Below are 21,395 nucleotides of genomic sequence, written 5' to 3'. Positions count from 1 at the left end.
GCATCCAGTACTCGGGCGACATCGCCAAGGCACTGGTGGCCGGTGCCGACACGGTGATGCTCGGCAGCCTGCTGGCCGGCTGCGAGGAGAGCCCCGGCGAGCTGATCTTCATGAACGGCAAGCAGTACAAGGCGTACCGGGGGATGGGCTCGCTCGGCGCGATGCAGTCCCGCGGCCAGGCCAGGTCCTATTCCAAGGACCGCTACTTCCAGCAGGACTGGCTCGCCGAGGACAAGCTGGTCCCCGAGGGCGTCGAGGGCCAGGTGCCGTACCGCGGCCCACTCTCCGCGGTCGCCCACCAGCTCATCGGCGGGCTGCGCGCCGCGATGGGGTACGTCGGCGCGGAGAGTATCCCCGAGCTGCACCGGCGGGGGGCAGCTCATCCGGATCACCGCGGGCCGGGCTCAAGGAGAGCCACCCGCACGACATCCAGATGACCGTCGAGGCGCCCAACTACCACTCCCGCTGATCATCCCCCCAACCACCTGGAGTCCCCCATGCGTGACGTGGTCGAGATCGGCTGGGCAAGACCGCGCAGCGCGGCTACCACCTGGACGACATCGCCATCGTGCCGAGCCGCCGGACCCGGGACGTCGACGACGTCTCGACCGCGTGGCAGCTCGACGCGTACCAGTTCGGCATCCCCTGCGTCGGGCACCCCTCCGACGCCACCATGAGCCCGTCCTCGGCGGTCCGGCTCAACCAGCTCGGCGGGCTCGGCGTGCTCAACGTCGAGGGTCTCTGGACCCGGTACGAGAACCCGACCAAGGTGCTCGAGGAGTTGGCCGCCCTCGACGATGAGACGCGGGCGACCAAGCGCCTCCAGGAGGTGTACGCCGAGCCGATCCGCCCCGACCTGATCGCCGAGCGGGTCCGCGAGCTGCGGGCCGGGGGCGGCACGGTGGCCGTCCGGGTCTCCCCGCAGCACACCCTGGCGCTCGCCCCGGTGATCCTCGACGCCGGCGTGGACATCCTGGTCATCCAGGGCACCATCGTCTCCGCCGAGCACGTCTCCACCACCGAAGAGCCGCTCAACCTCAAGGAGTTCATCGCCGACCTCGACCTGCCGGTCATCGTCGGCGGCTGCACCGACTACAAGACCGCGCTGCACCTGATGCGGACCGGCGCGGCCGGCGTGATCGTCGGCATCGGCGGCGACGACTGGTCGACCACGGACTCGGTGCTCGGCATCCGGGTGCCGATGGCCACCGCGATCGCCGACGCCGCCGCGGCCCGCCGGGACTACCTGGACGAGACCGGCGGCCGGTACGTGCACCTGATCGCCGACGGCGACATCCGGACCTCCGGCGACATCGCCAAGGCGCTCGGCTGCGGCGCGGACGCGGTGATGCTCGGCGAGCCGCTCTCGCTCTGCGAGGAGGCACCGGCCGGTGGCGCCTGGTGGCACTCGGCCGCCAGCCACCCGTCGCTGCCGCGCGGCGCGTTCGAGGTGGCGAACGAGCCGATCGGCCCGATGGAGCAGCTCCTCTTCGGCCCGGCCGACCAGCCCGACGGCCAGCTCAAACCTGTTCGGCGGTCTGCGCCGGGCCATGGCCAAGTGCGGCTATCGCGACCTCAAGGAGTTCCAGAAGGTCGGCCTCGTCCTTGACCGCTGACCTCGACCCAGTTCGTCGGCTTAGGCTCAGCCGGTGAGGTGGGGTCGGGCTGGTGCGCGGCGGGCGCTGGTCGGGGCGCTGGTGCTGGGTGGGTGCACCCAGCGGACGAGGAGCGGTTCCACCCCGGGGCGGCCGACGCGGGTGACCCGTACGTGCCGGGGGCCGGCAACGGCGGCTACGACGTGGCCGGCTACCAGCTGAGGGTCCGCTACGACCCGGCGAGCGACCGGCTCACCGGCGAAGCGACCGTCACCGCCACCGCCACCACCGGGCTGTCCCGGTTCAACCTGGACCTCGCCGGCCTCACCGTCGATCAGGTACGCGTCGACGGCGCCCCGGCGAGGCACCGGCGGGACGGCAACGAGTTGGTCGTCACCCCGGCGCACGGGCTGCCGTCGGGGAGGCAGTTCACCGTCGACGTGGCGTACGCCGGGGTGCCGCGACCGCTGCCCAGCGGCGAGCTGGGCAGCGGCGGCTTCCTCGCCACGCCCGACGGCGCGATCGCCCTCGGCCAGCCGGAGTCGGCCAGCACCTGGTTCCCGGTCAACGACCACCCGTCCGACAAGGCCACCTACGACCTGGAGATCACCGTCCCGGACGGACTCGCCGCGCTGAGCAACGGCGTGCTGCGCGGCGGACCAGCCGGGGCGGCTGGACCACCTGGACCTGGTCCGAGGGATCGCCGATGGCCAGCTACCTGACCACGCTGGTGATCGGGAACTATCGGGTGTCGACGGGTACGCACGCCGGGAAGCCGATGGTCACCGCGTCGCCGCCGGGCTGCCGGCGGACGGGCCGGCGGCCGCCTCGATCGCCCGGACCGGGGAGGTGGCGGACTTCCTGACCGACCGCTTCGGGCCGTACCGTTCGCCGCGTACGGCGGGCATCGCGATCGCCGACGAGCGCATCCGGTACGCGCTGGAAACCCAGTCCCGGCCGGTCTACGGGCCGGGCTTCTTCCGCGCCGGTCGGCCGAACACCACCGTGGTCGCGCACGAGCTGGCCCACCAGTGGTTCGGCGACAGCGTCTCGGTGGCCCGGTGGAGCGACCTGTGGCTCAACGAGGGCTTCGCCACGTACGCGGAATGGCTCTGGGACGAGCACGACGGCGGACGCCCCGTGGCGGAGGCCTTCATCGCCGAGTACGCGGCGACCGACTGGACCAAGCCGTCGGTGGACCCGGGCCGGCCGGCGATGTTCGGCGACGCCGTCTACAAGCGCGGGGCACTGGCCGTGCACGCGCTGCGCCGCGCGGTCGGCGACGACACCTTCTTCCGCATCATGCGCGGCTGGACGGCCGAGCACCGGGACGGCACCGTCACCACCGCCGACTTCGTCGCGTACGCCGAACGGGTGGCCGGCCGGCCGCTGCGTCCGCTCTTCGACGCCTGGCTCTACGGCGCCGAGCGCCCCGCCGAGCCGAAGCCCCGCTGACCTCGGTCAGGTCTTGACGCGCAGGGTCGGGTGGCTGGAGAGGAACGCCTCGGCGCGGCCGGCGCGGAGTTCGGTGAAGAACTGGCGGGCGACCGGGCGGAGTTGTTCGCCGCGGTAGGCGCCGTCCTTGCCCACCCCGCTGCCGGGGAGGCCGACCAGGACCAGACCGTTTGCGGGCATCCCGCCGAGGGCGTACGCGAAGTCGATCAGCCGGGTGCCGCCACCGGCGTACACCATGGTCTTGCCGAGGGCGCGGACCACCTGCTGGACCCGGTCCGGGTCCCGGGCCAGCCCCTGGTCGAGGATCTTGCGGACCAGCGCCCGGATCAGCTGCTGCTGGTGACGCTGCCGCGCGTAGTCACCCCCGGCGATGTAGCGCTGCCGGGCGTAGTCCCGCGCCTGCCAGCCGTTGAGGTGGCGGGTGCCCTTCTCGTAGACCATCTGCGGTCCGACGTACCCGCCGGCGGTGTGCTGCCGGTACTGCCCGTCGGGGCGCCGGTGGATCGAGGCGACCCGCTGGTCGATGTAGAGGTCCACCCCGCCCAGGGCGTCGATCAGCCGGTCGAAGCCGAAGAAGGTGAGCACCGCGCCGGCGTCGATGCGCAGCCCGGTGTACCGGCTGACCGTGATGCGCAGCAGCTCGTAACCCTGGGCGGTGCTCGGGTGGGCCTTGTCGCCGGGCACCCGGCTGCCGTAGCTCATCGCATGGGTGAGCTTGGTCCGGCCGCCCCGGTAACCGGGACTTCGGGTAGGCCGGGATGTCGACCACCAGTCGCGGGGGAGGGAAAAGAGGTACGCCCGCTTCAGCCCCGGCTCCACGTGCATGACCATCACCGCGTCGGCGTGCGGCTCCCAGCCCGGCACGGTGACCCGGGTGTCCACCCCGACGATGAGGAAGTTCAGCGGCCCGGTGATGTCGGCGCCGGGCGGCGGGGTGGGGCTGGCCGGGGCACTCGTCTCCGGCGCCGGGTGGCCGAGCCGGCGACCGGGCCGGGGGCGGGCGCGGACCGGGAGAGCAACTTGCCGACCACCACCGCGCGGAGGCGACCAGGAGCACCGTGAGCAGGGCCGCCAGCCCCAGCGGCCAGCGTCGACGTGCCGTTCGTGCACCCTGGGCCATCGGTGCCCCCTTCCCCGTATCTGGACAACGCTCCGACGGGCACTTCAGGTTGCGGCCCGGCGCGCTCCGGGTCGGTCGCGCGTCCTGCATGATCGCGGAAAACTGCCGCTGGCGCGACTGCTACCGGTCGGTAATGATGCCTTCATGCGGTACGACGTGGTCGTCATCGGGTCAGGATTCGGCGGCAGCGTCACCGCGCTGCGGCTCGCGGAGAAGGGCTACACCGTCGGCGTGCTGGAGGCCGGCCGGCGCTTCGCCGACGACGAGTTCCCGCAGACCTCCTGGCGGGCCGCGGCGCTTCCTCTGGGCCCCAAGCTGGGCTGCTACGGCCTCCAGCGGATCACGCTGCTCCGCTCGGCGGACCGGAAGGCCGGCGGCGGGGTCATGGTGCTCTCCGGCGCGGGCGTGGGCGGCGGCTCGTTGTCTACGCCAACACCCTCTACGAGCCGCTCGACGCGTTCTACACCGATCCGCAGTGGCGGGGCATCACCGACTGGCGCGACGAGCTGGCCCGGCACTACGACCAGGCGAAGCGGATGCTCGGCGTCACCACGTACCCGATCGCCACCGGCGCGGACCGGGCGATGCGCACGGTGGCCGAGCGGATGGGGTCGGGCACACCTTCCACGCCACCCCGGTCGGCGTGCACATCGGCCGTCCCGGAGAGCGGGTGCCCGACCCGTACTTCGGCGGCGTCGGGCCGGCGCGCACCGGCTGCACGCACTGCGGCTCGTGCATGACCGGCTGTCGGCACGGCGCGAAGAACACTCTGGTCAAGAACTACCTCTGGCTGGCCGAGCGGCTCGACGTCCAGGTCCACCCGCTCACCACCGCCACCGTGGTCCGCTCCGCGGCCGATGGCGGATACGAGGTGCACACCGAGCGCACCGGCGCCTGGTTGCGCAGGCGGCGCCAGGTGATCCACGCCGACCAGGTGGTCTTCGCGGCCGGCGCGCTCGGCACCCAGCGGCTGCTGCACGAGATGAAGGCGACCGGCGCGCTGCCCGGGCTCTCGTCCCGGCTCGGCGAGCTGACCCGGACCAACTCCGAGGCCATCCTCGGCGCGTCGGTGCCGCGGCAGCAGGCCCGGCAGCGGGGGCTGGACTTCACCGAGGGGGTGGCGATCACCAGCTCGTTCCACCCCGACCCGCAGACCCACATCGAACCGGTCCGCTACGGCCGGGGCTCGAACGCGATGGGGCTGCTCCAGTCGCTGCTGGTGGACGGCGGCCCACACCGGGTCCGGCGCTGGCTGGGCAGCATCCTCCGGCAGCCCGGGCTGGCCGCCCGGATGCTCTCCGTCCGCGGCTGGTCCGAGCGGACCGTGATCGCCCTGGTGATGCAGTCGGCGGACAACTCGCTCACCACCCGCTGGCGGCGGGGGCCGTTCGGCCGGCGGCTGGTCTCCGGCCCGGGCCACGGCGCGCCGAACCCGACCTGGATCCCCGCCGGCAACCAGGCGGTCCGGTTGCTCGCCGATGAGATCGGCGGTACGCCCGGCGGTGCGCTCACCGAGCCGTTCAACATCCCGATGACCGCGCACATCCTCGGTGGGGCGGTGATCGGGGCCACCGCCGACGACGGGGTGATCGACCCGTACCACCGGGTCTACGGGCACCCGGGGCTGCACGTGGTGGACGGCGCCGCAGTCTCGGCGAACCTCGGGGTGAACCCCTCGCTGACCATCACTGCCCAGGCGGAACGGGCCATGGCCTTCTGGCCGAACAAGGGCGAACCGGATCCCCGGCCGCCGCTCGGCGAGGCGTACCGGCGGTTGGAGCCGGTCTCCCCGCGCCACCCGGCGGTCCCGGCGGACGCCCCCGGTGCACTGCGGGGGTGAGCCGCGCAACACCGGCGCGGACACCGCCCGGGCAACGGCCGGGCGGGGCGTCACGGTCGGTAGGCTTTCTGCACATGAGCACGCCTCGCCCCGTCCTCGTGGTGGACTTCGGAGCCCAGTACGCCCAGCTCATCGCGCGCCGGGTGCGCGAGGCGAAGGTCTACTCGGAGATCGTCCCGCACTCGATGCCGGTCGCCGAGATGCTGGCGAAGAAGCCGGCCGCGATCATCCTCTCCGGCGGGCCGTCCAGCGTCTACGCGCCCGGCGCGCCCCAGATCGACGCCGGGATGTTCGCGGCGGACGTGCCGGTCTTCGGCATCTGCTACGGCTTCCAGGCGATGGCCCAGGCGCTCGGCGGCACGGTCGCGAGGACCGGCAACCGCGAGTACGGGGGCACCCCCCTGCGCGCCCGCGCCGAGGCCGGGGTGCTGCTCCGCGAACTGCCGGACGACCTGCCGGTGTGGATGAGCCACGGCGACTGCGTGACCGAGGCCCCGGAGGGCTTCACCGTCACCGCCGAGTCGGCGGGCGCGCCGGTCGCCGCCTTCGAGGACCTGGCCGGCCGCCGGGCCGGGGTGCAGTTCCACCCCGAGGTCGGGCACACCGCGCACGGCCAGGAGATGCTCACCCGCTTCCTCTACGACATCGCCGGCATCGAGCCCACCTGGACCCCCGAGAACATCATCGAGGAGCAGGTGGCCCGGATCCGGGAGCAGGTCGGCGACAAGGAGGTCATCTGTGGCCTCTCGGGCGGGGTCGACTCCGCGGTCGCCGCCGCGCTGGTGCACAAGGCCGTCGGTGACCAGCTCACCTGCGTCTTCGTCGACCACGGCCTGCTCCGCGCCGGCGAGGCCGAGCAGGTGGAGAAGGACTACGTCGCCGCCACCGGGATCAAGCTCAAGGTGGTCGACGCGCAGGACCGCTTCCTCGGCGCGCTCGCCGGGGTGACCGACCCCGAGCAGAAGCGCAAGGTCATCGGCCGGGAGTTCATCCGGGTCTTCGAGGCCGCCGCCCGGGAGATCGCCTCGCACGGCGACGTCGAGTTCCTGGTGCAGGGCACCCTCTACCCGGACGTGGTGGAGTCCGGCGGCGGTACCGGCACCGCCAACATCAAGAGCCACCACAACGTCGGCGGCCTGCCGGAGGACCTGAAGTTCGCCCTGGTCGAGCCGCTGCGCACGCTCTTCAAGGACGAGGTCCGCAAGCTCGGCCTGGAGCTGGGCCTGCCCGAGGCGATGGTCTGGCGGCACCCGTTCCCCGGCCCCGGCCTGGCCATCCGGATCATCGGCGCGGTCGACAAGGAGCGGCTGGACCTGCTCCGCAAGGCCGACCTGATCGCCCGGGAGGAGCTGAGCGCCGCCGGTCTCGACCGGGGCGTCTGGCAGTTCCCGGTGGTGCTCCTGGCCGACGTGCGCAGCGTCGGCGTGCAGGGGGACGAGCGCAGCTACGGACATCCCGTGGTGCTGCGCCCGGTCTCCAGCGAGGACGCCATGACCGCCGACTGGTCCCGGCTGCCCTACGAGGTGATCGCCCGGATCTCCACCCGGATCACCAACGAGGTGGCCGAGGTGAACCGGGTCGTCCTGGACGTGACCAGCAAGCCGCCGGGCACCATCGAGTGGGAGTGAGGCCGGCTCACCCGGCCGTCGGCGGCTGAGGCTGCGGCCGGGGCGTCGGCTCCGGCGTGCTCGCCGCCTCCGGCGCCGCCGCCGGTCCGGCGGGCGCGGTAGGCCACGGCTGCGCGGCCGGTCCGGCGGCCTGGGGCGGGCTCGCGGGCGGCGTCGGCCAGCCGTGCGGCGCGGCGCCCGCCGGGTGCGGCCAGGCGGGGGCGCCCGCGGGCTCCTCCGGCATCAGGAACCACATGATCGGGTACGCCAGCGCGGCGAGCCCGCCGGTGGCCAGGGTGGCGAGGGCGAAGACCACCCGGACCAGGGTGGGGTCGACGCCGAGGTAGCGGCCGAGGCCGCTGGCGACCCCGGCCACCATGCGGTCGGTGGCCGGTCGCCGGAGCTGCTTGTACGGGGCCTGAGGGGCGTTCGTGAAGGTCATGTCCCCACGGTCCCGCGCCGGCGGGCGGGCGACCTCGGTGACCGCCCGGACTCCTACCCTGAACGATCCCTGAGGTGCCAGCCTAGTGTCAGGAATCTGACTCTTTTCGATGGCGGTAACCGGGTCGGGGGAGAATTTTCACCCGTGACCACCTTGCTGGAGCCGCTCCGCAGGATCGCGGCATACGCAGTTTGTGCTGACCCAGACGGCCGAGTGTTGCTGGTCCACGCATCTGAGCGCTCCGGCACCCCTGGCGCGTGGTCCCTGCCCGGCGGGGCGGTCGACCACGGCGAGGACCCCAACCACACCGTCGTCCGCGAGACGGCGGCGGAGACCGGGCTCTCGGTCGCCGTCGCCGGGCTCCGGGACGTCCTCGCCGACATGCGGGCGCTGCCCGAGCGCGGCATCACCATCCACACCGACCGCCTGATCTACACGGTCTCGGTGCGGGGCGGGACGCTGACCGACCGGGTGGACCGCCCGACCGACCTGGCCCGCTGGTTCAGCCTCGACGAGGCCCGGGAGCTGCCGCTGCGGTCGTTCGCCGCGCGCGCCCTGGGTCTCCCCGCCTCCTCGGCCGACGTGGTGCCGAAGGAGGTCCCCGAGTTCCCCTCCTTCTACGCGGTGCCCGGGCCCGACGGCCTGCACCGGGCGCAGCGCTTCGCGGCGTACGCCGTGGTCACCGACCCGGAGGGCCGGGTGCTGCTCACCCGGGTCTCCGACGGCTACCCGGGCGCCGGCTGCTGGCACCTGCCGGGGGGCGGCACCGACTACGGCGAGCAGCCGGGCGCGGCGCTGATCCGGGAGCTGGTGGAGGAGACCGGGCAGAACGGCCGGCTGGTTGAGCTGCTCGGCGTGGCCAGCCACCGGGACGCCGCCTCACTCGGTCCCGAGGGCTACCCGATCGACTGGCACGGGGTCCGCGCCTTCTACCGGGTGATCGTCGACCAGCCCGCCCCGCCCAAGGTCGTCGACGTCGGCGGCTCCACCTGCGAGGCCCGCTGGTTCCGCCGGGAGGAGCTCGGCGCCCTCCCCACCGACCGCCTGACCGAGGTCACCGCCGAAGCCGTCCAGGCCGCCCAACTCACCTGACCCGCGCCCTCCCGCCGCTTCCAAGATGATGAGGTTGCTACCCGGATGGGCGGGGCAAGTGGTGAGTGCGCTCGTCGGGGCGCGATGAGCTGAGCGAGGCGCGCTCAGGCATATTGCTCCTCAGGGACACGTCCCCGCGGGCCCGACCGCCCGGCGATGTCCGAGGGACGCGGTGCGGCCGCCGGGCCGTCGACAACGCCGCGCCAGGCCGCGGGTAACCCCCCTGCTCCCCCGGGTAGCGATCGCCCTCAACCGATGAGCCCGAACGTCACCACACCCTCGCGGGCAATAAATTCATGATCGACGGGGTAACCGGACGGGCCGGGAGGCGGGAATTGGGGGAGCTGGTGGAGCAGCGGCGGCGGATCGGGGCGTACGGGGTGCTGGGGGACGCCGACGGGCGGGTACTTCTGGCCCGAGGATCCGCCGGCTGCCCGTACCCCGGAGTGTGGCAGCTGCCCGGCGGCGGGCTGAAGCACGCCGAGCATCCCGCCGCCGCGGTGGTGCGTGAGTTCGCCGAGGAGACCGGGCTGGCCGTCCGCGTGACCGGGGTGCGGGACGCCGTGGCCGACGTGGCCACCTTCCGGGACGCCGGTGTCATCGTGCACACCGACCGGCTGGTGTTCGACGTCGAGGCGCGGGGAGGCGAGCTCCGCCCGGAGCCGGCCGGCGGCAGCGACGAGCTGCGCTGGTTCACCCCTGACGAGGCGGCGGGAGTGCCGCTGATGCCGTTCACCGCCGAGCTGCTCGGGCTTCCGGTGGCGCCCCTGCCGCGGGACCTGCCCCGGGCCCTGCCGCCCGCGCACGCCGCTCCGCCCGCCACCGACCGGCGCCAGCGCTTCGCCGCGTACGGGCTGGTCACCGACCCGGCCGACCGGGTGCTGCTGACCATGATCGCTGAGGGTTACCCGGGGGCCGGGCGGTGGCACCTGCCCGGCGGCGGCACCGACCACGGGGAGCAGCCGGCCGCAGGCCTGCTCCGGGAGCTGGTCGAGGAGGCCGGCCAGCTCGGTCGGGTGGTCGACCTGATGGCCGTCGACAACCTGCACAACCCCGCCGCGCTCGGTCCCGAGGGACGGCCGTTGGACTGGCACTCGGTCCGGGTGATCTACCGGGTCCGGGTGGACGCCCCCACCGAGGCGGTGGTGACCGAACTCGCCGGCGGCTCCACCGCCAGGGCGGCCTGGTTCGCTCCGGAGCGGGTCAGCCGGCTGCGGATGACCGAGGTGGCGGCCCGGGCAACCGGACGCTCGGGGTGGTAGCGCCCACTTGTCGAGCCCACCTGGGCCGCCTCCGGTACAGTCGGGACTTGGGATTGGCGGAGGAAACGGGCGATGACGCCCGAGATGGCAATATGAGGGCAGTTCGCGCGGTTTAAGGGAGATATAAGTACCGCCGGCAGCTATCGCCAAGCCCCGTTCCCTTATGCAATGGTGTTACTCCGCAAACGGCTGCCGGGCCCGAAAGCGGTCCGGCACGAGACAGCCGGACACCCGCCCTCGTGGCGGTCAGCCGATCCGGTGATGGAGGAAGCGTGCCGAGAGCCCCATGGCGCCGGCGTCGTACGACTGACAGTCCGCGCCCCGCAGGGCGTCGCTGGGCGGGCCGGCTGCGCCGCAGCAGCACGTTTGCCCGCCAGGTGCTGCTGGTCCGGGTGGGTCGCCGTGATGTCGACGCCGTCCCCGGCAACGACCTGGTCGTGCCCGACCACCGCTACACCGACCGGCAGCGCCGCCGGTACGGCCGCGACCGGTTCGACCGCGCCGAGGTCGAGGCCGTGGTGCCGGTCAGCCCGGCGCTGGCCCCCACGTCGCCGGTCGACGACGCGCCGCCGATGTCCATCCCGCTGCTGCCGGGTGATCGCACGGCCGCCCGCCGGATGAAGTTCGCCGTGGTGAACGCCTGCACGCTGAGCAGCCTGATGCTCGGCATGCTGGCCATCTTCCTGGCCATGCAGGGCGAGGTCCGGGTCGCGGCGCTCTGCCTGATCGCCTGCGTCGCCTTCGACGGCCTGGACGGCGCACTGGCCCGCAAGCTCGGCGTGGCCAGCCCGTTCGGCGCGCAGATGGACTCGCTGGCCGACATGTGCTCGTTCGGGCTCGCCGCCCCGGTGGTGGTCTACGCCTCGCTGGCCGGCTCGGTCCCACCGGCGGCCGCCGCGGTGGCCTGCGCCCTCGTGGCGGCCTGCGCCGCGATCCGGCTCGCCCGGTTCAACGTCTCGCCGAAGGACGGCCGGTTCTTCTGCGGCGTGCCCACCACCATGGCGGCCGCCGTGCTGGCCCTGACGGTGGCGATCGGGCTGCCGGTGTCCGGCCTGGTGATGGTCGGCGGGGTGGCGCTGCTCGGCGTCGCCATGGTCTCCAGCTTCCCGTACGCCAAGGTCGCCCGGCTGGTCAAGCTGCCGCCGTGGCTCTGGCTGGCCCCGGTGATCGGCGCGCTGGTCGACATCCGGCTCACCTTCGCCCTGGTGGTGGTGGGCTACCTGGTCAGCGGTCCGCTGCTCTGGCTGCACCAGCGCCACACCGCCTGATCCACCGACGTACGCGAAGAGGGGCGCCGCGACCGCGACGCCCCTCTTCGCGCGTCCGGGCTCAGACCCAGCGGGCGATCACGGTCGAGCCGCCGACCACCTTGTCGCCCGGGCCGACCAGCGGCTCGGCGGCGTCCGCCGGGAGGTAGACGTCGGTCCGGGAGCCGAACCGGATCAGCCCGAAGCGCTCGCCCTTGGCCAGCAGCGCGCCGACCGGCGCCCGCTGCACGATCCGCCGGGCGATCAGGCCGGTGCGCTGCGCGACGACCACCGTGCCGTGCTCGGTGTCCAGCACCGTGTACGCCGCCACGTTGTGCTCGGCGTCCGGCTTCATCGCGTTGACGAAGCCGCCGTCGGCGACGAAGTAGTCGACCACCTTGCCGGCCACCGGGGCGCGGTTGACGTGCACGTCCAGCACGGAGAGGAAGACCGCGATCCGCAGCCACTCGCCCTCGCCGAAGCGCTCGTCGTGCAGCCGCTGAACGGAGAGAACCTGACCGTCCGCGGCGGCGACCACGGCCGACGGATCCTCGGGGATGTCCCGCTCCGGGTCCCGGAAGAAGGCGGCCACCGGGGCGGCGGCGAGCGCCGGCAGCAGCCAGAGCTTCGACTTCGGCCGGGTCATCCGGGCCAGCGCGGCCAGACCGAGGCTGATGCCGGCCGCGGCGACCCCGTTGGAGTCGATGTGCATGTTGCGGGCCAGCGGCACGCTGGACGGCCGGTACGCCGGGGAGAGCCGGGCGGCGAGCGCGGCGCTGGCCGGGGTGAAGCGCAGGTGGTGCACCCGGACCGGCGGGGAGTTCCGCAGCACCAGGTCGGTCCGGACCCCGTGCAGCACGCCCTGCCGGTCCAGCTCGGCGGCGGCGCCCTCGGTCCGGAAGATCGGTGCGGCCACGCTCAGCACGGAGCCGTCGGTCAGGTACTTGGCCAGGCCGTTGACGGTCGCGCGCGCCTCCTCGGCGGTGCCGGTGAGCGGTTCGGCGGCGATGACCACCTCGGCGGCGTCGGCCTCGGCGAGGGTGGCGGCCACCCGGACCCGGTCGGCGACCCAGCCGCCCTGGGCCGACACGTGCTCGCGCAGCGCGGCGGGGGAGCATCCCTCCGCCGGCACGACGGTGAGCCGGTCGCCGGGAAGCAGCGCCTCGACCGCCGCGGCCAGGACCGCGGACCCCGGGGTCGCGCCGATCAGCAGGGCCGCCTTCGGGTCGTTACGCCGGGCGAGCTCGGTGACGAGGGTACGGGCGGCGCGCTCGCCGATGCGGACCGGACCGGAGGGGCCGGTGGTGCGCACGGCGGGGGACTGGGTCATGTCGGACGGGCTCCTGACGAGGTAGAGACGGGGAATCGCGGCGGGACCGCCACGGCGACCTGACCGGCTGAGCCGCGGACGAGGCCCCGCGGCGCGGGCCGGCCGGCGGAGGCGAGATCTCCACCGGCCAGCATATGCGCCTCCGCAGGAGACTCGCATCGCCGTGGCGGGCCATCATCGCCCGCGTGATCGACGAGGACCCGGGGGTGGGGCCGGCCACTCCGCCCGGGGCACCGCTGTCGGCTCAGTCGGACCGGTCCTCCCCGGTCGTCGGCCGCGTCCTGACGCCGGGCTCGTCGCCGACGGCCGGCAGCTCGTCGGTCGCCGGCTCGGTGCCGGCATCCTGCCGCTCGTGGCCAGCCAGGTCGCCGGGCGGTGCGGACGGCGACCAGCGCGGCTCGCCTCCTGGGCCGCTGACCGGGCGGTCCTCGATCGCCTCGGTCGGCACGTCCGCCACCGCGTCGGTGGGCCATTCGTCGGCCTCGGTGCGCTCCGGCCCGGCCCACCCCCGGGTGCCGTCCGCATAGGGCGCCGACACCGTGGTCTCGGCGTCCGTGCCGTCCGCGGACGGGTTCCGGTCCGCGTGCCGCCCGGAGCGCAGCGCGCCGGCCACTCCCAGCACTCCGATCAGGATGAGCGCGCCGGCCAGGAACCAGCCCACCGGGGGCAGGGTGAGCCCGAGAATCCGGGCGAGCAGCCACCAGACGGACAGGGCCAGGAAGACCAGCCCGAAGGCGAACGAGACGACGTCCGTGCGGTGGGCCTTCACCGGGTCACCTCCAGGTTGCCGGCGTTGACGTGGATGAGCAGGCGCAGGGTGCCACCGCCGGGCCCGTCCGGGCCGAGGTCGGTGCTCTCCCGCTGGCGGCCGTGCAGCCCGCCGGAGCGGCGACCGAAGACGGTGGCGTCACCGGCGTTCACGTCGGCCACCGTGGTGACGTCGACGTTCGGCGGGACCACCACGGTCGCCTCGCCGAAGTTGACCGCCACGGTGATCTGGGTGTCCTTCTTGTCGAAGTCGACCGCGCGCAGGTCGAGCACGGCGTCGCCGAAGTTGTTCTCGTACCGGACCGCCAGATCGCGGTAGTCGGTCGGTGCCCAGGTCACGTTGCCGTCCACCCCGCGTACCCGGTCGTAGGACTCGGCGACGGTGGCCACGCCGAGCGCGGCGGCGGTCACCAGGCCGAGCGCGATCAGCCAGCGGGCCCGGCCGAACCAGGTGCCGACCAGCAGCCCGAGCCCGATGGTGGCCAGCGCCGCGGCGAAGTACCCGGCCGCGCCGACGGGGAAGACGTCCAGCAGGTCGAGCACGGCGACCACGCCGAGGGCCAGGAAGATCAGTGAGAAGGTCACCGCGCCGAGCGGGGACCGTTCCTTCGGTCGCTTGGGTGCCTTCGCCGCCGGCGCGGGTGGCTGCGCCGGCGGGTACGGCCCGGCGTACGGGCCGCGGGGGGCGAACGGGGCCCGGTAACCGCCCGGCGGCAGCGGCGCGGTGACCGGCGACGCCGGCGGCACGGACGGAACGGCGCCGGTCGTCGAGGCGGGCGGCCACCCGGCCGCCTCGGCCCGGGACTCCGGTGTGGACCAGGCGGATTCCTCGTCGGCCCGTTGCGTCCCGGACCAGGCCGGCAGCTCCGTGGTGGGCTCCGCCCCGGGTGGCGCGGGGAGCACGCCGGTCTGCCCGGCCCCGGACCAGGCGGGCGGTTCGGCGGCGGCGCCGGCCGGGTGGCCCGCCGCGGTCCGCTCACCGGTCGCCGGTCCCGCCGACGGCTCCCAGGCCGCCGCGGTCGGCCCCCCGGCGGGGGTCGCCGGTCCGGCCTGGCGCGCAAGACCGGAGGTCGGGGCCCCGGCGGGCGCGCCGGCACCGGCCGGCGGGGTGAAGAGCCCCGGGGCCGGCCAACTGGCCGGTGGCACGGGGCCGGGTGGCGCCGGCGGGGGTCCGGGTGGACCCTGCGGTCCGGCCGGCGCGCGGTGGTCCCGATTGAGCAGCAGCGCGCCGCCGATCAGGATGGCCGCGCCGAGCAGGACCGCCCGGAACGCGTCGGTGACGATGTAGCCGAAGCTCACCGCGACCAGGATGCTGAGCACGATGACGGTGACCGGCGACATGCTGGACCGGCCGCGGCCGAGCATCGACTCCACGGGTGAGGCGGTGTCCCCCTCGCCGGGAATGATCAGCCAGGCGGCCACGTAGATCAGGACGCCGATGCCGCCGAAGAAGCCGAGCACGGCGAGCAGCACGCGCCAGAGCACCGGGTCGGTGTTGGTGGCCCGGCCGATCGCCGCGCAGACGCCGGCCAGGTAGCGGCCCTCGCGGGGGCGGACCAGCCCGTACCGGGAGGTGAAGCCGGCGCCGCCGGGCGGCGGGGCGTACCCGGGTGGTGGATGCCCGCCGGGCGTGGCGCCGGCGGCCGGCGGCGGCTCGGCGGACCCGGCGGCCGACGCGCCCGGGGGCGGGTCGGCGGACCCGGTGGTCGATCCAGGCCGGTCGGCGCCGGCGTCCCCCGTGAACGCGGCGGCCGTCGGCCCGGCGGCGGGGGGCGCCGTCTGGTCGGCGGGGGTGGTCGGCGCCGGTCCCGGCGGCGGGGGTGGCGGTGGCCCGTCCGGCGGTGCCGCCCCGGGCAGGGGCGGACGGGCAGCATCCTCGGTCATGCTCCGATCCTGCTCCGCGGCCGTCCGATCGTCCTCCGGACCCGACCCTGACCCCACCCTGAGATCCCGAGGCCCGGATGTCGGGGGCGTCCCCGTGGTCCGGAGGCGTCCGGACGTGTGACGATCGAATCGGCGCCGGCCGGGACCGGCCCGCACCCTCGTTTCCTCACCCGGGAGCCTCCGATCAGCAGCACCGTGACTCCGCCACCACCCCGCCTCTACCGGGCCCCCGAGCACCGGTTGGCCGCCGGGGTGGCCGCCGGCATCGCCGACCACCTGGGCATCTCGGTGGTCCGGGTCCGGGTGGCCTTCATGGTCCTGCTCGGGCTGAGCGGCCTCGGCCTGCTGCTCTACGCGGCCTTCTGGGCGGTGGTCCCGCTGCGCCCCGGCGACACCGCCGTCCCGCCCCGGCGGGACATCGCGCAGCTCCTGCCGTTCGTGGCGATCGGGCTGGGCGTGCTGTTGACCCAGGTCATGGTCTTCGATTCGGTGGGCGCGGCCGGCACCGCCGGGTGGCTGGTCGCGATCATCGCGGTGGGCGCCGGAGTCATCTGGCACCAGTCCGCCCCCGAGCGCCGCCGGCAGTGGGGCGAGTCGATGCCGGTGCCCTGGCTCGGCGCCGTGGTCGAGGAGAGCGACCGCCGCGCCTTCGTGCTCCGCTTCATCGGCGGCGGGGTGCTCGTCGCCGTCGGCATCATCGGGGTGGCGGCGGTCTACTCACCGACGCAGAACTTCGACGCGGTGATCAACGGGGTGATCTTCGCGCTGGTCGGGTTGGCCGGGGTCGGTGTGGTGGCGGCGCCGGTGCTCTGGCGGACGTGGAACCAGCTCCGCTCCGAGCGGGAGGGGCGCATCCGGGAGCAGGAACGCGCCGAACTGGCCGCCATGGTGCACGACCAGGTGCTCCACACCCTGGCCCTGATCCAGCGCAACGCCGGCGACGTCAAGACGGTGCAGCGGTTGGCCCGGGGCCAGGAGCGGTCGCTGCGGAACTGGCTCTACAAGCCGACCGCCTCGCCGGCCGAGCGCTTCGCCGCCGCATTGGAGCAGGCCGCCGCCGAGGTGGAGGACACCTTCGCCATCACCGTGGAGGCGGTGGTGGTCGGCGACCGGGAGACGGACGAGCGGGTCGGCGCGCTCGTCGCCGCCGCCCGGGAGGCGCTGGTGAACGCTGCCCGGCACGCCGGGGTGCAGACCGTGTCGCTCTACGCGGAGGTGGAGCCGGACCAGGTCAGCGCCTTCGTACGGGACCGGGGGAAGGGCTTCGACCCGGATACCGTGGAGGATCACCGGCACGGCGTCCGAGGGTCGATCATCGGGCGGATGAAGCGGCACGGCGGCCGGGCGGAGATCCGCTCCGGGCCGGGGGAGGGACCGAGGTTCGGTTGATCATGCCGATCAACGGGACCGGCTCCACGACGGAAAGGGACAGATGATCATGGCCGAGCACGGACCGGACGAGGGGCGCAGGCCCGGACGGGCGGCTGCGGTGTTCCTCGTCGACGACCACGCCATGTTCCGGGCCGGGGTCCGGGCCGAGCTCGGCGGCCGCGTCGAGGTGGTGGCGAGGCGAGTACGGTGGCCGAGGCGGTCAGCCGGATCGCGGCCACTCAGCCGGACGTGGTGCTGCTCGACGTGCACATGCCGGACGGGGGCGGCCGGGCGGTGCTGGACGCGATGCGGCGTAGCCACCCGCAGGTGCGGTTCCTGGCGCTGAGCGTCTCGGACGCCGCCGAGGACGTGATCGGGCTGATCCGGGCCGGGGCCCGAGGGTACGTCACCAAGACCATCTCGCCCGACGAGCTCACCGACGCGATCCGTCGGGTGGCCGAGGGCGACGCGGTGTTCAGCCCGCGGCTGGCCGGCTTCGTGCTGGACGCGTTCGCGGCCCGGCCGGACGCGCCGGTCGCCGACCCGGAGCTGGACCAGCTCACTAACCGCGAGCGCGAGGTGCTCCGGCTGCTCGCCCGGGGGTACGCGTACAAGGAGATCGCCAAGGAGCTGTTCATCTCGATCAAGACGGTCGAGACGCATGTGTCGAACGTGCTGCGCAGCTTCAGATGTCCAACCGGTACGAGCTGTCCGGTGGGCGGCGGACCGCCGCCTGGTGTGATCCGTCCGGTCACTCGGTGCGCAGCACGGTGAACGCCTCGGCCATCCGGCCGGCGGGCAGGCCGGCGTTCTCGGCCACCGTGCCGAGCCGGTCGCGCACCCAGGTCTCGACGTCCATGTGCGCGGTCTGCGACCGGTGCGCCCGCATGGCGGCGACCTTGCGGTCGTACTGCTCCGTGACGTCGACCGCGTGGTCCGGCGCGGGGCCGCCGGCGTACCAGATCTCCCGGACCACCCACGGCGTCAACCCTTCGGCCAGCAGTTCGGGAAGGCGAAGCGGTTGCGCGCGTCCGGGTAGACCGCGCAGGTGGTGGCCTCGCCGACCGCCAGGTGGTCGGGGTGGCTCGGGCCGGTGAGGTGTTCCCAGCGGCGCAGCGGCGAGCTGGTCAGCACGCGGTCGGGTCGGATCCGCCGGATCGCCGCGGTGATGTCCCGGCGCAGCGCGGGGGTGGGGCTGAGGAGCCCGTCCGGGTGGTCCTCGAGGAAGTCGACCCGGCGCACCCCCGACCGCGGCGGCCGCGGCTCGCTGCTCCGCCTCGCGCAGCCAGGGCATCTCCTCTCGCGGGGTTTCGTCGAAGCCGCCGGAGGCGCCGCGGGTGACGATCAGGTACGCGACCTCGACGCCCTCCTCCACCCAGCCGGCGATGGTGCCCGCACAGCCGTAGTCGACATCATCCGGATGGGCAAATACGGCCAGCGTGCGACGGACGTCCGGTAGCACCGGAGAAGAAGAGGGGAAGCTCACAGAGCGTGAGCCTACGGGTCTTCTCCGCCCGCTATCGTCCTGATCTACCTGTTCAGAGGGGTACGACTGGGCCCTTTCGTGATCTTTTCTCAAGTATCGGCAACGTGGCGGCCAACTAACGGCTTGATAACGGCACCTTCACGGAAAGGGCCGGTGAGTGTCACAGTTGCAGCACCCCGCCCCCGGTGTGGGGCACCTCGTCGGCACGCCGACCACGTAACGCCACTCCTCCGTGGCTGATCGTGGCCGCTGACCCTGCGTGGTGTCGCCTCCGACGGGTGGGGCGCCCGGCGGATCGGTACCCCTGGGGTGTCCCGATTTCCTCTGCGGTAAACCGTCGACCTGTGGTTCGGGTCGGCGGCGGCGTCACCCCCAAGACGTGCGTGAAACCCACGACGGAACCAGGTCAGAAAGAGGAGGCCCCTCGGAATGAGAGTCTCGAAGCGGGCGACTGGCGCCCTCGCGGTCGGCGTTGCCCGCCGCGCTGGTCGCCACCGGTTGCTCGAGAGCGATGGCGGCGGCGGCGACGCCGGCGCCACCAAGGATGGCGCGATCACCATTCACGGCGTCCAGCCGGAGAACCCGCTGGTTCCGGCGAACACCACCGAGACCGGTGGCGGCAAGATCGTCGACTCGCTGTGGACCGGCCTGGTCGAGTACCCGAACAACGGTGGCGCGCCGCAGAACGCGCTGGCGGAGTCCATCGACACCAAGGACTCGAAGGTCTTCACCATCAAGATCAAGAAGGGTACCAAGTTCCACGACGGTACCGAGGTGAAGTCGAAGAACTTCGTCGACGCCTGGAACTGGGCCGCGTACTCGCCGAACGCGCCGCGAACGGCAGCTTCTTCGCCGACATCCAGGGCTACGGCGACGTCGCCACCGAGGACCCGGACGGCGAGGGCCCGCAGAAGGCCCGACTCCGAAGGCCGACAAGATGTCCGGTCTGAAGGTCGTCGACGACCAGACCTTCGAGGTCACCCTCGGCGCGCCGACCGCGGTCTTCCCGACCAAGCTCGGCTACAGCGCCTTCATGCCGCTGCCGGACAAGTTCTTCACCATGAAGCCCGAGGAGTTCGGTAAGAACCCGATCGGCAACGGCCCGGTGAAGTTCGTTTCCTGGGAGGACAACGTCCAGATCAAGCTGACGCGCTTCGACGACTACAACCTGCGCGACAAGCTGAAGATCAAGGACGTCACCTACAAGCTGTACCAGGACGAGAACGCCGCCTACAGCGACCTGCTCGCCGGCAACCTGGACTTCATGGAGACGGTCCCCACCTCGGCGCTCGCCGGCGACAAGTGGAAGAGCGACCTGGGCGACCGGGCCATGTCGGCCACCACCCCCGTCGACCGCGTTCATCGCGTTCCCGATGTACGACAAGCGCTTCCAGAACGCGAAGCTGCGCAAGGCGTCTCGCGGCGATCAACCGGCAGGAGATCTCCGAGAAGATCTTCTTCCGGTACCCGCAAGCCGGCTGACAGCTGGGCGAACCCGCTCACCCCGGGCGCCGAGCCGGGCAACTGCACCGTCTGCAAGTTCGACGCGGCGCAGGCCAAGCAGCTGCTCCAGGAGGCCGGTGGCTTCCAGGGCGAGATGGTCTTCTACTACAACGCCGACTCCAGCCACAAGGACTGGATGGAGGCCGTCGCCCAGCAGGTGAAGACCAACCTGGGCATCAACGCCCGGGCCGAGGGTGTGCCGACCTTCGCGGTGTTCCGGCAGAACATCAACGCCCACAAGATGAAGGGCCTGTACCGCGCCGCGTGGCAGCAGGACTACCCGGACATCGAGAACTGGGTGAACCCGCTCTACGTCACGGGCGGCTCCTCGAACGACGGCCTCTACAGCAACGCGCAGGTCGACGCTCTGGCCAAGGAGGCCAGCGGCGCCCCCAGCCTCGAGGCTTCGCACCAGAAGTTCGCCGAGGTGCTGAAGAAGATCGACGAGGACGTTCCCACCATCCCGATCTACTACTACGGCCAGCAGTCCGGCCACTCCGAGAAGATCAAGAAGATGGAACTGAACAACGTCGGCGAGCTGGACCTCTCCTCGGTCGAGCTCTGATCCGAACGGTCTGACCCCCGGGTCGGGCTCGCCAAATCCGGTGGGCCCGACCCGGGGCCGTTCCGCGAGCGGGTGTTACAGCACTCACACTCGCACATGACCGCCGTCGCGTCGGCCGTCCGACGCGCACCCTGTCTGGAGGACCACCCCATGGGCCGTTATCTGTTGAGGCGGCTACTTCAACTCGTGCCAGTCTTCATTGGCACCACGTTCATGATCTACGCGCTGGTCTGGGCCGTCCCCGGTGATCCGTTCGCCGGCAAGTGCGGCGAGCGGCGCTGCCCGGACACCTACATCGCGTTCATGACCGAGAAGTACCACCTCGATCAGAGCATCTTCGTGCAGTACGCGATGTACATGAAGAACCTCCTGCAGGGCGACTTCGGCGAGACGTTCAGCGGACGGTCGATCAATGACATCATCCTGACCGCCTACCCGAACACGCTGAAGCTGGCCGTGGTCGCCCTCACCATCGAGGCGTCATCGGCCTCAGCGCCGGTGTGCTGACCGGCCTGCGTCGCAACGGTTTCCTCGACAACCTGGTGCTGGTCTCGACGCTTTTCCTGATCGCGCTGCCGGTCTTCGTCGTGGGCTTCGTGCTCCAGTGGCTGTTCGGTGTGCAGTGGCAGATCGTCAAGCCGACCGTCTCCAGCGAGATGCCGCTCTCCGAGTTGATCATCCCCGGCTTCGTGCTGGGTAGCGCCTCGATGGCGTACATCGCCCGGGTGGCGCGGACCAGCATCGCGGAGAACCGCCGCGCCGACTACGTCCGTACCGCCATCGCCAAGGGCCTGCCGATGCGCCGGGTGGTGGGCGTGCACCTGCTGC

The 21,395-nt window shown here is 72.9% G+C and carries 14 protein-coding genes and 9 pseudogenes; 14 read left to right on the top strand and 9 right to left on the bottom strand.

Annotated features, from left to right (window positions below; all coding sequences use genetic code 11):
* From GA0070624_RS33725 to GA0070624_RS33715, 3 pseudogenes are all read left to right on the top strand, one after another.
* A pseudogene (locus GA0070624_RS33725) lies at nt 1–469 on the top strand (IMP dehydrogenase); the annotation flags it as partial.
* Between the two features lie 28 nt (nt 470–497).
* A pseudogene (locus GA0070624_RS33720) lies at nt 498–1,616 on the top strand (GuaB3 family IMP dehydrogenase-related protein).
* A 66-nt stretch (nt 1,617–1,682) separates the two neighbouring features.
* Nucleotides 1,683–3,050: pseudogene (locus GA0070624_RS33715) on the top strand (M1 family metallopeptidase).
* Nucleotides 3,051–3,056: 6 nt separating this feature from the next.
* On the opposite strand, the gene GA0070624_RS36565 reads toward GA0070624_RS33715, so the two are convergent.
* Nucleotides 3,057–4,160, bottom strand: coding sequence for an LCP family protein (locus GA0070624_RS36565; RefSeq protein ID WP_281181057.1), 1,104 nt, complete (start codon nt 4,158–4,160; stop codon nt 3,057–3,059).
* Between the two features lie 154 nt (nt 4,161–4,314).
* Between GA0070624_RS36565 and GA0070624_RS33705 the strand changes: the two are divergent.
* Both GA0070624_RS33705 and guaA read left to right on the top strand, forming a co-directional pair.
* A pseudogene (locus GA0070624_RS33705) lies at nt 4,315–6,010 on the top strand (FAD-dependent oxidoreductase).
* A 74-nt stretch (nt 6,011–6,084) separates the two neighbouring features.
* Nucleotides 6,085–7,638 carry a glutamine-hydrolyzing GMP synthase gene (gene guaA, locus GA0070624_RS33700; RefSeq protein ID WP_091350495.1) on the top strand — a complete coding sequence of 518 codons (1,554 nt, stop codon included), beginning with the start codon at nt 6,085–6,087 and terminating at the stop codon, nt 7,636–7,638.
* A 7-nt stretch (nt 7,639–7,645) separates the two neighbouring features.
* Here the strand turns inward: guaA and GA0070624_RS33695 are convergent, their stop codons facing one another.
* On the bottom strand, nt 7,646–8,059 hold the full coding sequence (locus tag GA0070624_RS33695) for a PspC domain-containing protein (RefSeq protein WP_091335420.1): 414 nt from the start codon (nt 8,057–8,059) through the stop codon (nt 7,646–7,648).
* 144 nt (nt 8,060–8,203) lie between these two features.
* On the opposite strand from GA0070624_RS33695, the gene GA0070624_RS33690 reads away from it, so the two are divergent.
* The 3 genes from GA0070624_RS33690 (at nt 8,204) to GA0070624_RS33680 (ending at nt 11,681) form a co-directional block, all read left to right on the top strand.
* Nucleotides 8,204–9,151, top strand: a complete 948-nt coding sequence (locus GA0070624_RS33690) for an NUDIX domain-containing protein (protein ID WP_091335417.1) — start codon at nt 8,204–8,206, stop codon at nt 9,149–9,151.
* A gap of 347 nt (nt 9,152–9,498) precedes the next feature.
* The gene (locus GA0070624_RS33685; protein ID WP_091350500.1) at nt 9,499–10,413 is read left to right on the top strand and encodes an NUDIX hydrolase; all 915 of its coding nucleotides are present in this window, start codon (nt 9,499–9,501) and stop codon (nt 10,411–10,413) included.
* Nucleotides 10,414–10,760: 347 nt separating this feature from the next.
* Nucleotides 10,761–11,681: a CDP-alcohol phosphatidyltransferase family protein gene (locus GA0070624_RS33680; RefSeq protein ID WP_091350423.1), complete on the top strand. Its 921-nt coding sequence runs from the start codon at nt 10,761–10,763 to the stop codon at nt 11,679–11,681.
* Between the two features lie 61 nt (nt 11,682–11,742).
* Here the strand turns inward: GA0070624_RS33680 and GA0070624_RS33675 are convergent, their stop codons facing one another.
* The 3 genes and pseudogenes from GA0070624_RS33675 to GA0070624_RS33665 all read right to left on the bottom strand — a co-directional run bounded on the left by GA0070624_RS33675 (nt 11,743) and on the right by GA0070624_RS33665 (nt 15,642).
* Nucleotides 11,743–12,990: a phosphatidylserine decarboxylase gene (locus tag GA0070624_RS33675; protein WP_091347817.1), complete on the bottom strand. Its 1,248-nt coding sequence runs from the start codon at nt 12,988–12,990 to the stop codon at nt 11,743–11,745.
* Nucleotides 12,991–13,522: 532 nt separating this feature from the next.
* A pseudogene (locus tag GA0070624_RS33670) lies at nt 13,523–13,759 on the bottom strand (hypothetical protein); the annotation flags it as partial.
* Nucleotides 13,756–15,642 (bottom strand): PspC domain-containing protein, encoded by a 1,887-nt coding sequence (locus GA0070624_RS33665; RefSeq protein WP_091347814.1) that lies wholly within the window; start codon nt 15,640–15,642, stop codon nt 13,756–13,758. The pseudogene GA0070624_RS33670 and the gene GA0070624_RS33665, both read right to left, overlap by 4 nt.
* Before the next feature lie 195 nt (nt 15,643–15,837).
* Between GA0070624_RS33665 and GA0070624_RS33660 the strand changes: the two are divergent.
* Together GA0070624_RS33660 and GA0070624_RS33655 are read left to right on the top strand one after the other, a co-directional pair.
* Nucleotides 15,838–17,078, top strand: a pseudogene (locus GA0070624_RS33660) (PspC domain-containing protein).
* A 2-nt stretch (nt 17,079–17,080) separates the two neighbouring features.
* A pseudogene (locus tag GA0070624_RS33655) lies at nt 17,081–17,755 on the top strand (response regulator).
* Between the two features lie 9 nt (nt 17,756–17,764).
* Here the strand turns inward: GA0070624_RS33655 and GA0070624_RS36285 are convergent.
* The 4 genes and pseudogenes from GA0070624_RS36285 to GA0070624_RS36275 form a co-directional block, all read right to left on the bottom strand.
* Nucleotides 17,765–17,989, bottom strand: a complete 225-nt coding sequence (locus GA0070624_RS36285; RefSeq protein ID WP_245719230.1) for a PIG-L deacetylase family protein — start codon at nt 17,987–17,989, stop codon at nt 17,765–17,767.
* Between the two features lie 8 nt (nt 17,990–17,997).
* Nucleotides 17,998–18,255 carry a PIG-L deacetylase family protein gene (locus GA0070624_RS36280; protein ID WP_245719229.1) on the bottom strand — a complete coding sequence of 86 codons (258 nt, stop codon included), beginning with the start codon at nt 18,253–18,255 and terminating at the stop codon, nt 17,998–18,000.
* Nucleotides 18,256–18,271: 16 nt separating this feature from the next.
* Nucleotides 18,272–18,475: pseudogene (locus GA0070624_RS37080) on the bottom strand (PIG-L deacetylase family protein); the annotation flags it as partial.
* Between the two features lie 584 nt (nt 18,476–19,059).
* Entirely contained in the window at nt 19,060–19,236 is a 177-nt protein-coding gene (locus GA0070624_RS36275) for a hypothetical protein (protein WP_245719231.1), read from the bottom strand.
* Here GA0070624_RS36275 and GA0070624_RS36560 point away from each other — a divergent pair.
* The 4 genes and pseudogenes from GA0070624_RS36560 to GA0070624_RS36265 form a co-directional block, all read left to right on the top strand.
* A pseudogene (locus tag GA0070624_RS36560) lies at nt 19,190–19,291 on the top strand (hypothetical protein); the annotation flags it as partial. The gene GA0070624_RS36275 and the pseudogene GA0070624_RS36560 overlap by 47 nt on opposite strands.
* A gap of 145 nt (nt 19,292–19,436) precedes the next feature.
* On the top strand, nt 19,437–20,567 hold the full coding sequence (locus GA0070624_RS33645) for a peptide ABC transporter substrate-binding protein (RefSeq protein WP_281181056.1): 1,131 nt from the start codon (nt 19,437–19,439) through the stop codon (nt 20,565–20,567).
* Between the two features lie 186 nt (nt 20,568–20,753).
* Nucleotides 20,754–21,074 carry an ABC transporter permease family protein gene (locus GA0070624_RS36270; RefSeq protein WP_245719228.1) on the top strand — a complete coding sequence of 107 codons (321 nt, stop codon included), beginning with the start codon at nt 20,754–20,756 and terminating at the stop codon, nt 21,072–21,074.
* Nucleotides 21,068–21,395 (top strand): ABC transporter permease subunit (locus tag GA0070624_RS36265; protein ID WP_245719227.1); only part of this gene is annotated, 328 nt, incomplete at its 3' end. The genes GA0070624_RS36270 and GA0070624_RS36265, both read left to right, overlap by 7 nt.

The organism is Micromonospora rhizosphaerae (genome assembly GCF_900091465.1).
GTDB lineage: Bacteria > Actinomycetota > Actinomycetes > Mycobacteriales > Micromonosporaceae > Micromonospora > Micromonospora rhizosphaerae.
Note: the sequence above shows the minus strand (reverse complement) of the source record. Positions and strands in the feature narration are given on the sequence as shown.

Bases quoted from the DNA above. Each gene is read 5' to 3' on its own strand.
- GA0070624_RS33665 (WP_091347814.1), bottom strand. From the start codon at position 15,642: ATGACCGAGGATGCTGCCCGTCCGCCCCTGCCCGGGGCGGCACCGCCG.
- GA0070624_RS33695 (WP_091335420.1), bottom strand. From the start codon at position 8,059: ATGACCTTCACGAACGCCCCTCAGGCCCCGTACAAGCAGCTCCGGCGA.
- GA0070624_RS33645 (WP_281181056.1), top strand. From the start codon at position 19,437: ATGTCCGGTCTGAAGGTCGTCGACGACCAGACCTTCGAGGTCACCCTC.
- guaA (WP_091350495.1), top strand. From the start codon at position 6,085: ATGAGCACGCCTCGCCCCGTCCTCGTGGTGGACTTCGGAGCCCAGTAC.
- GA0070624_RS33675 (WP_091347817.1), bottom strand. From the start codon at position 12,990: ATGACCCAGTCCCCCGCCGTGCGCACCACCGGCCCCTCCGGTCCGGTC.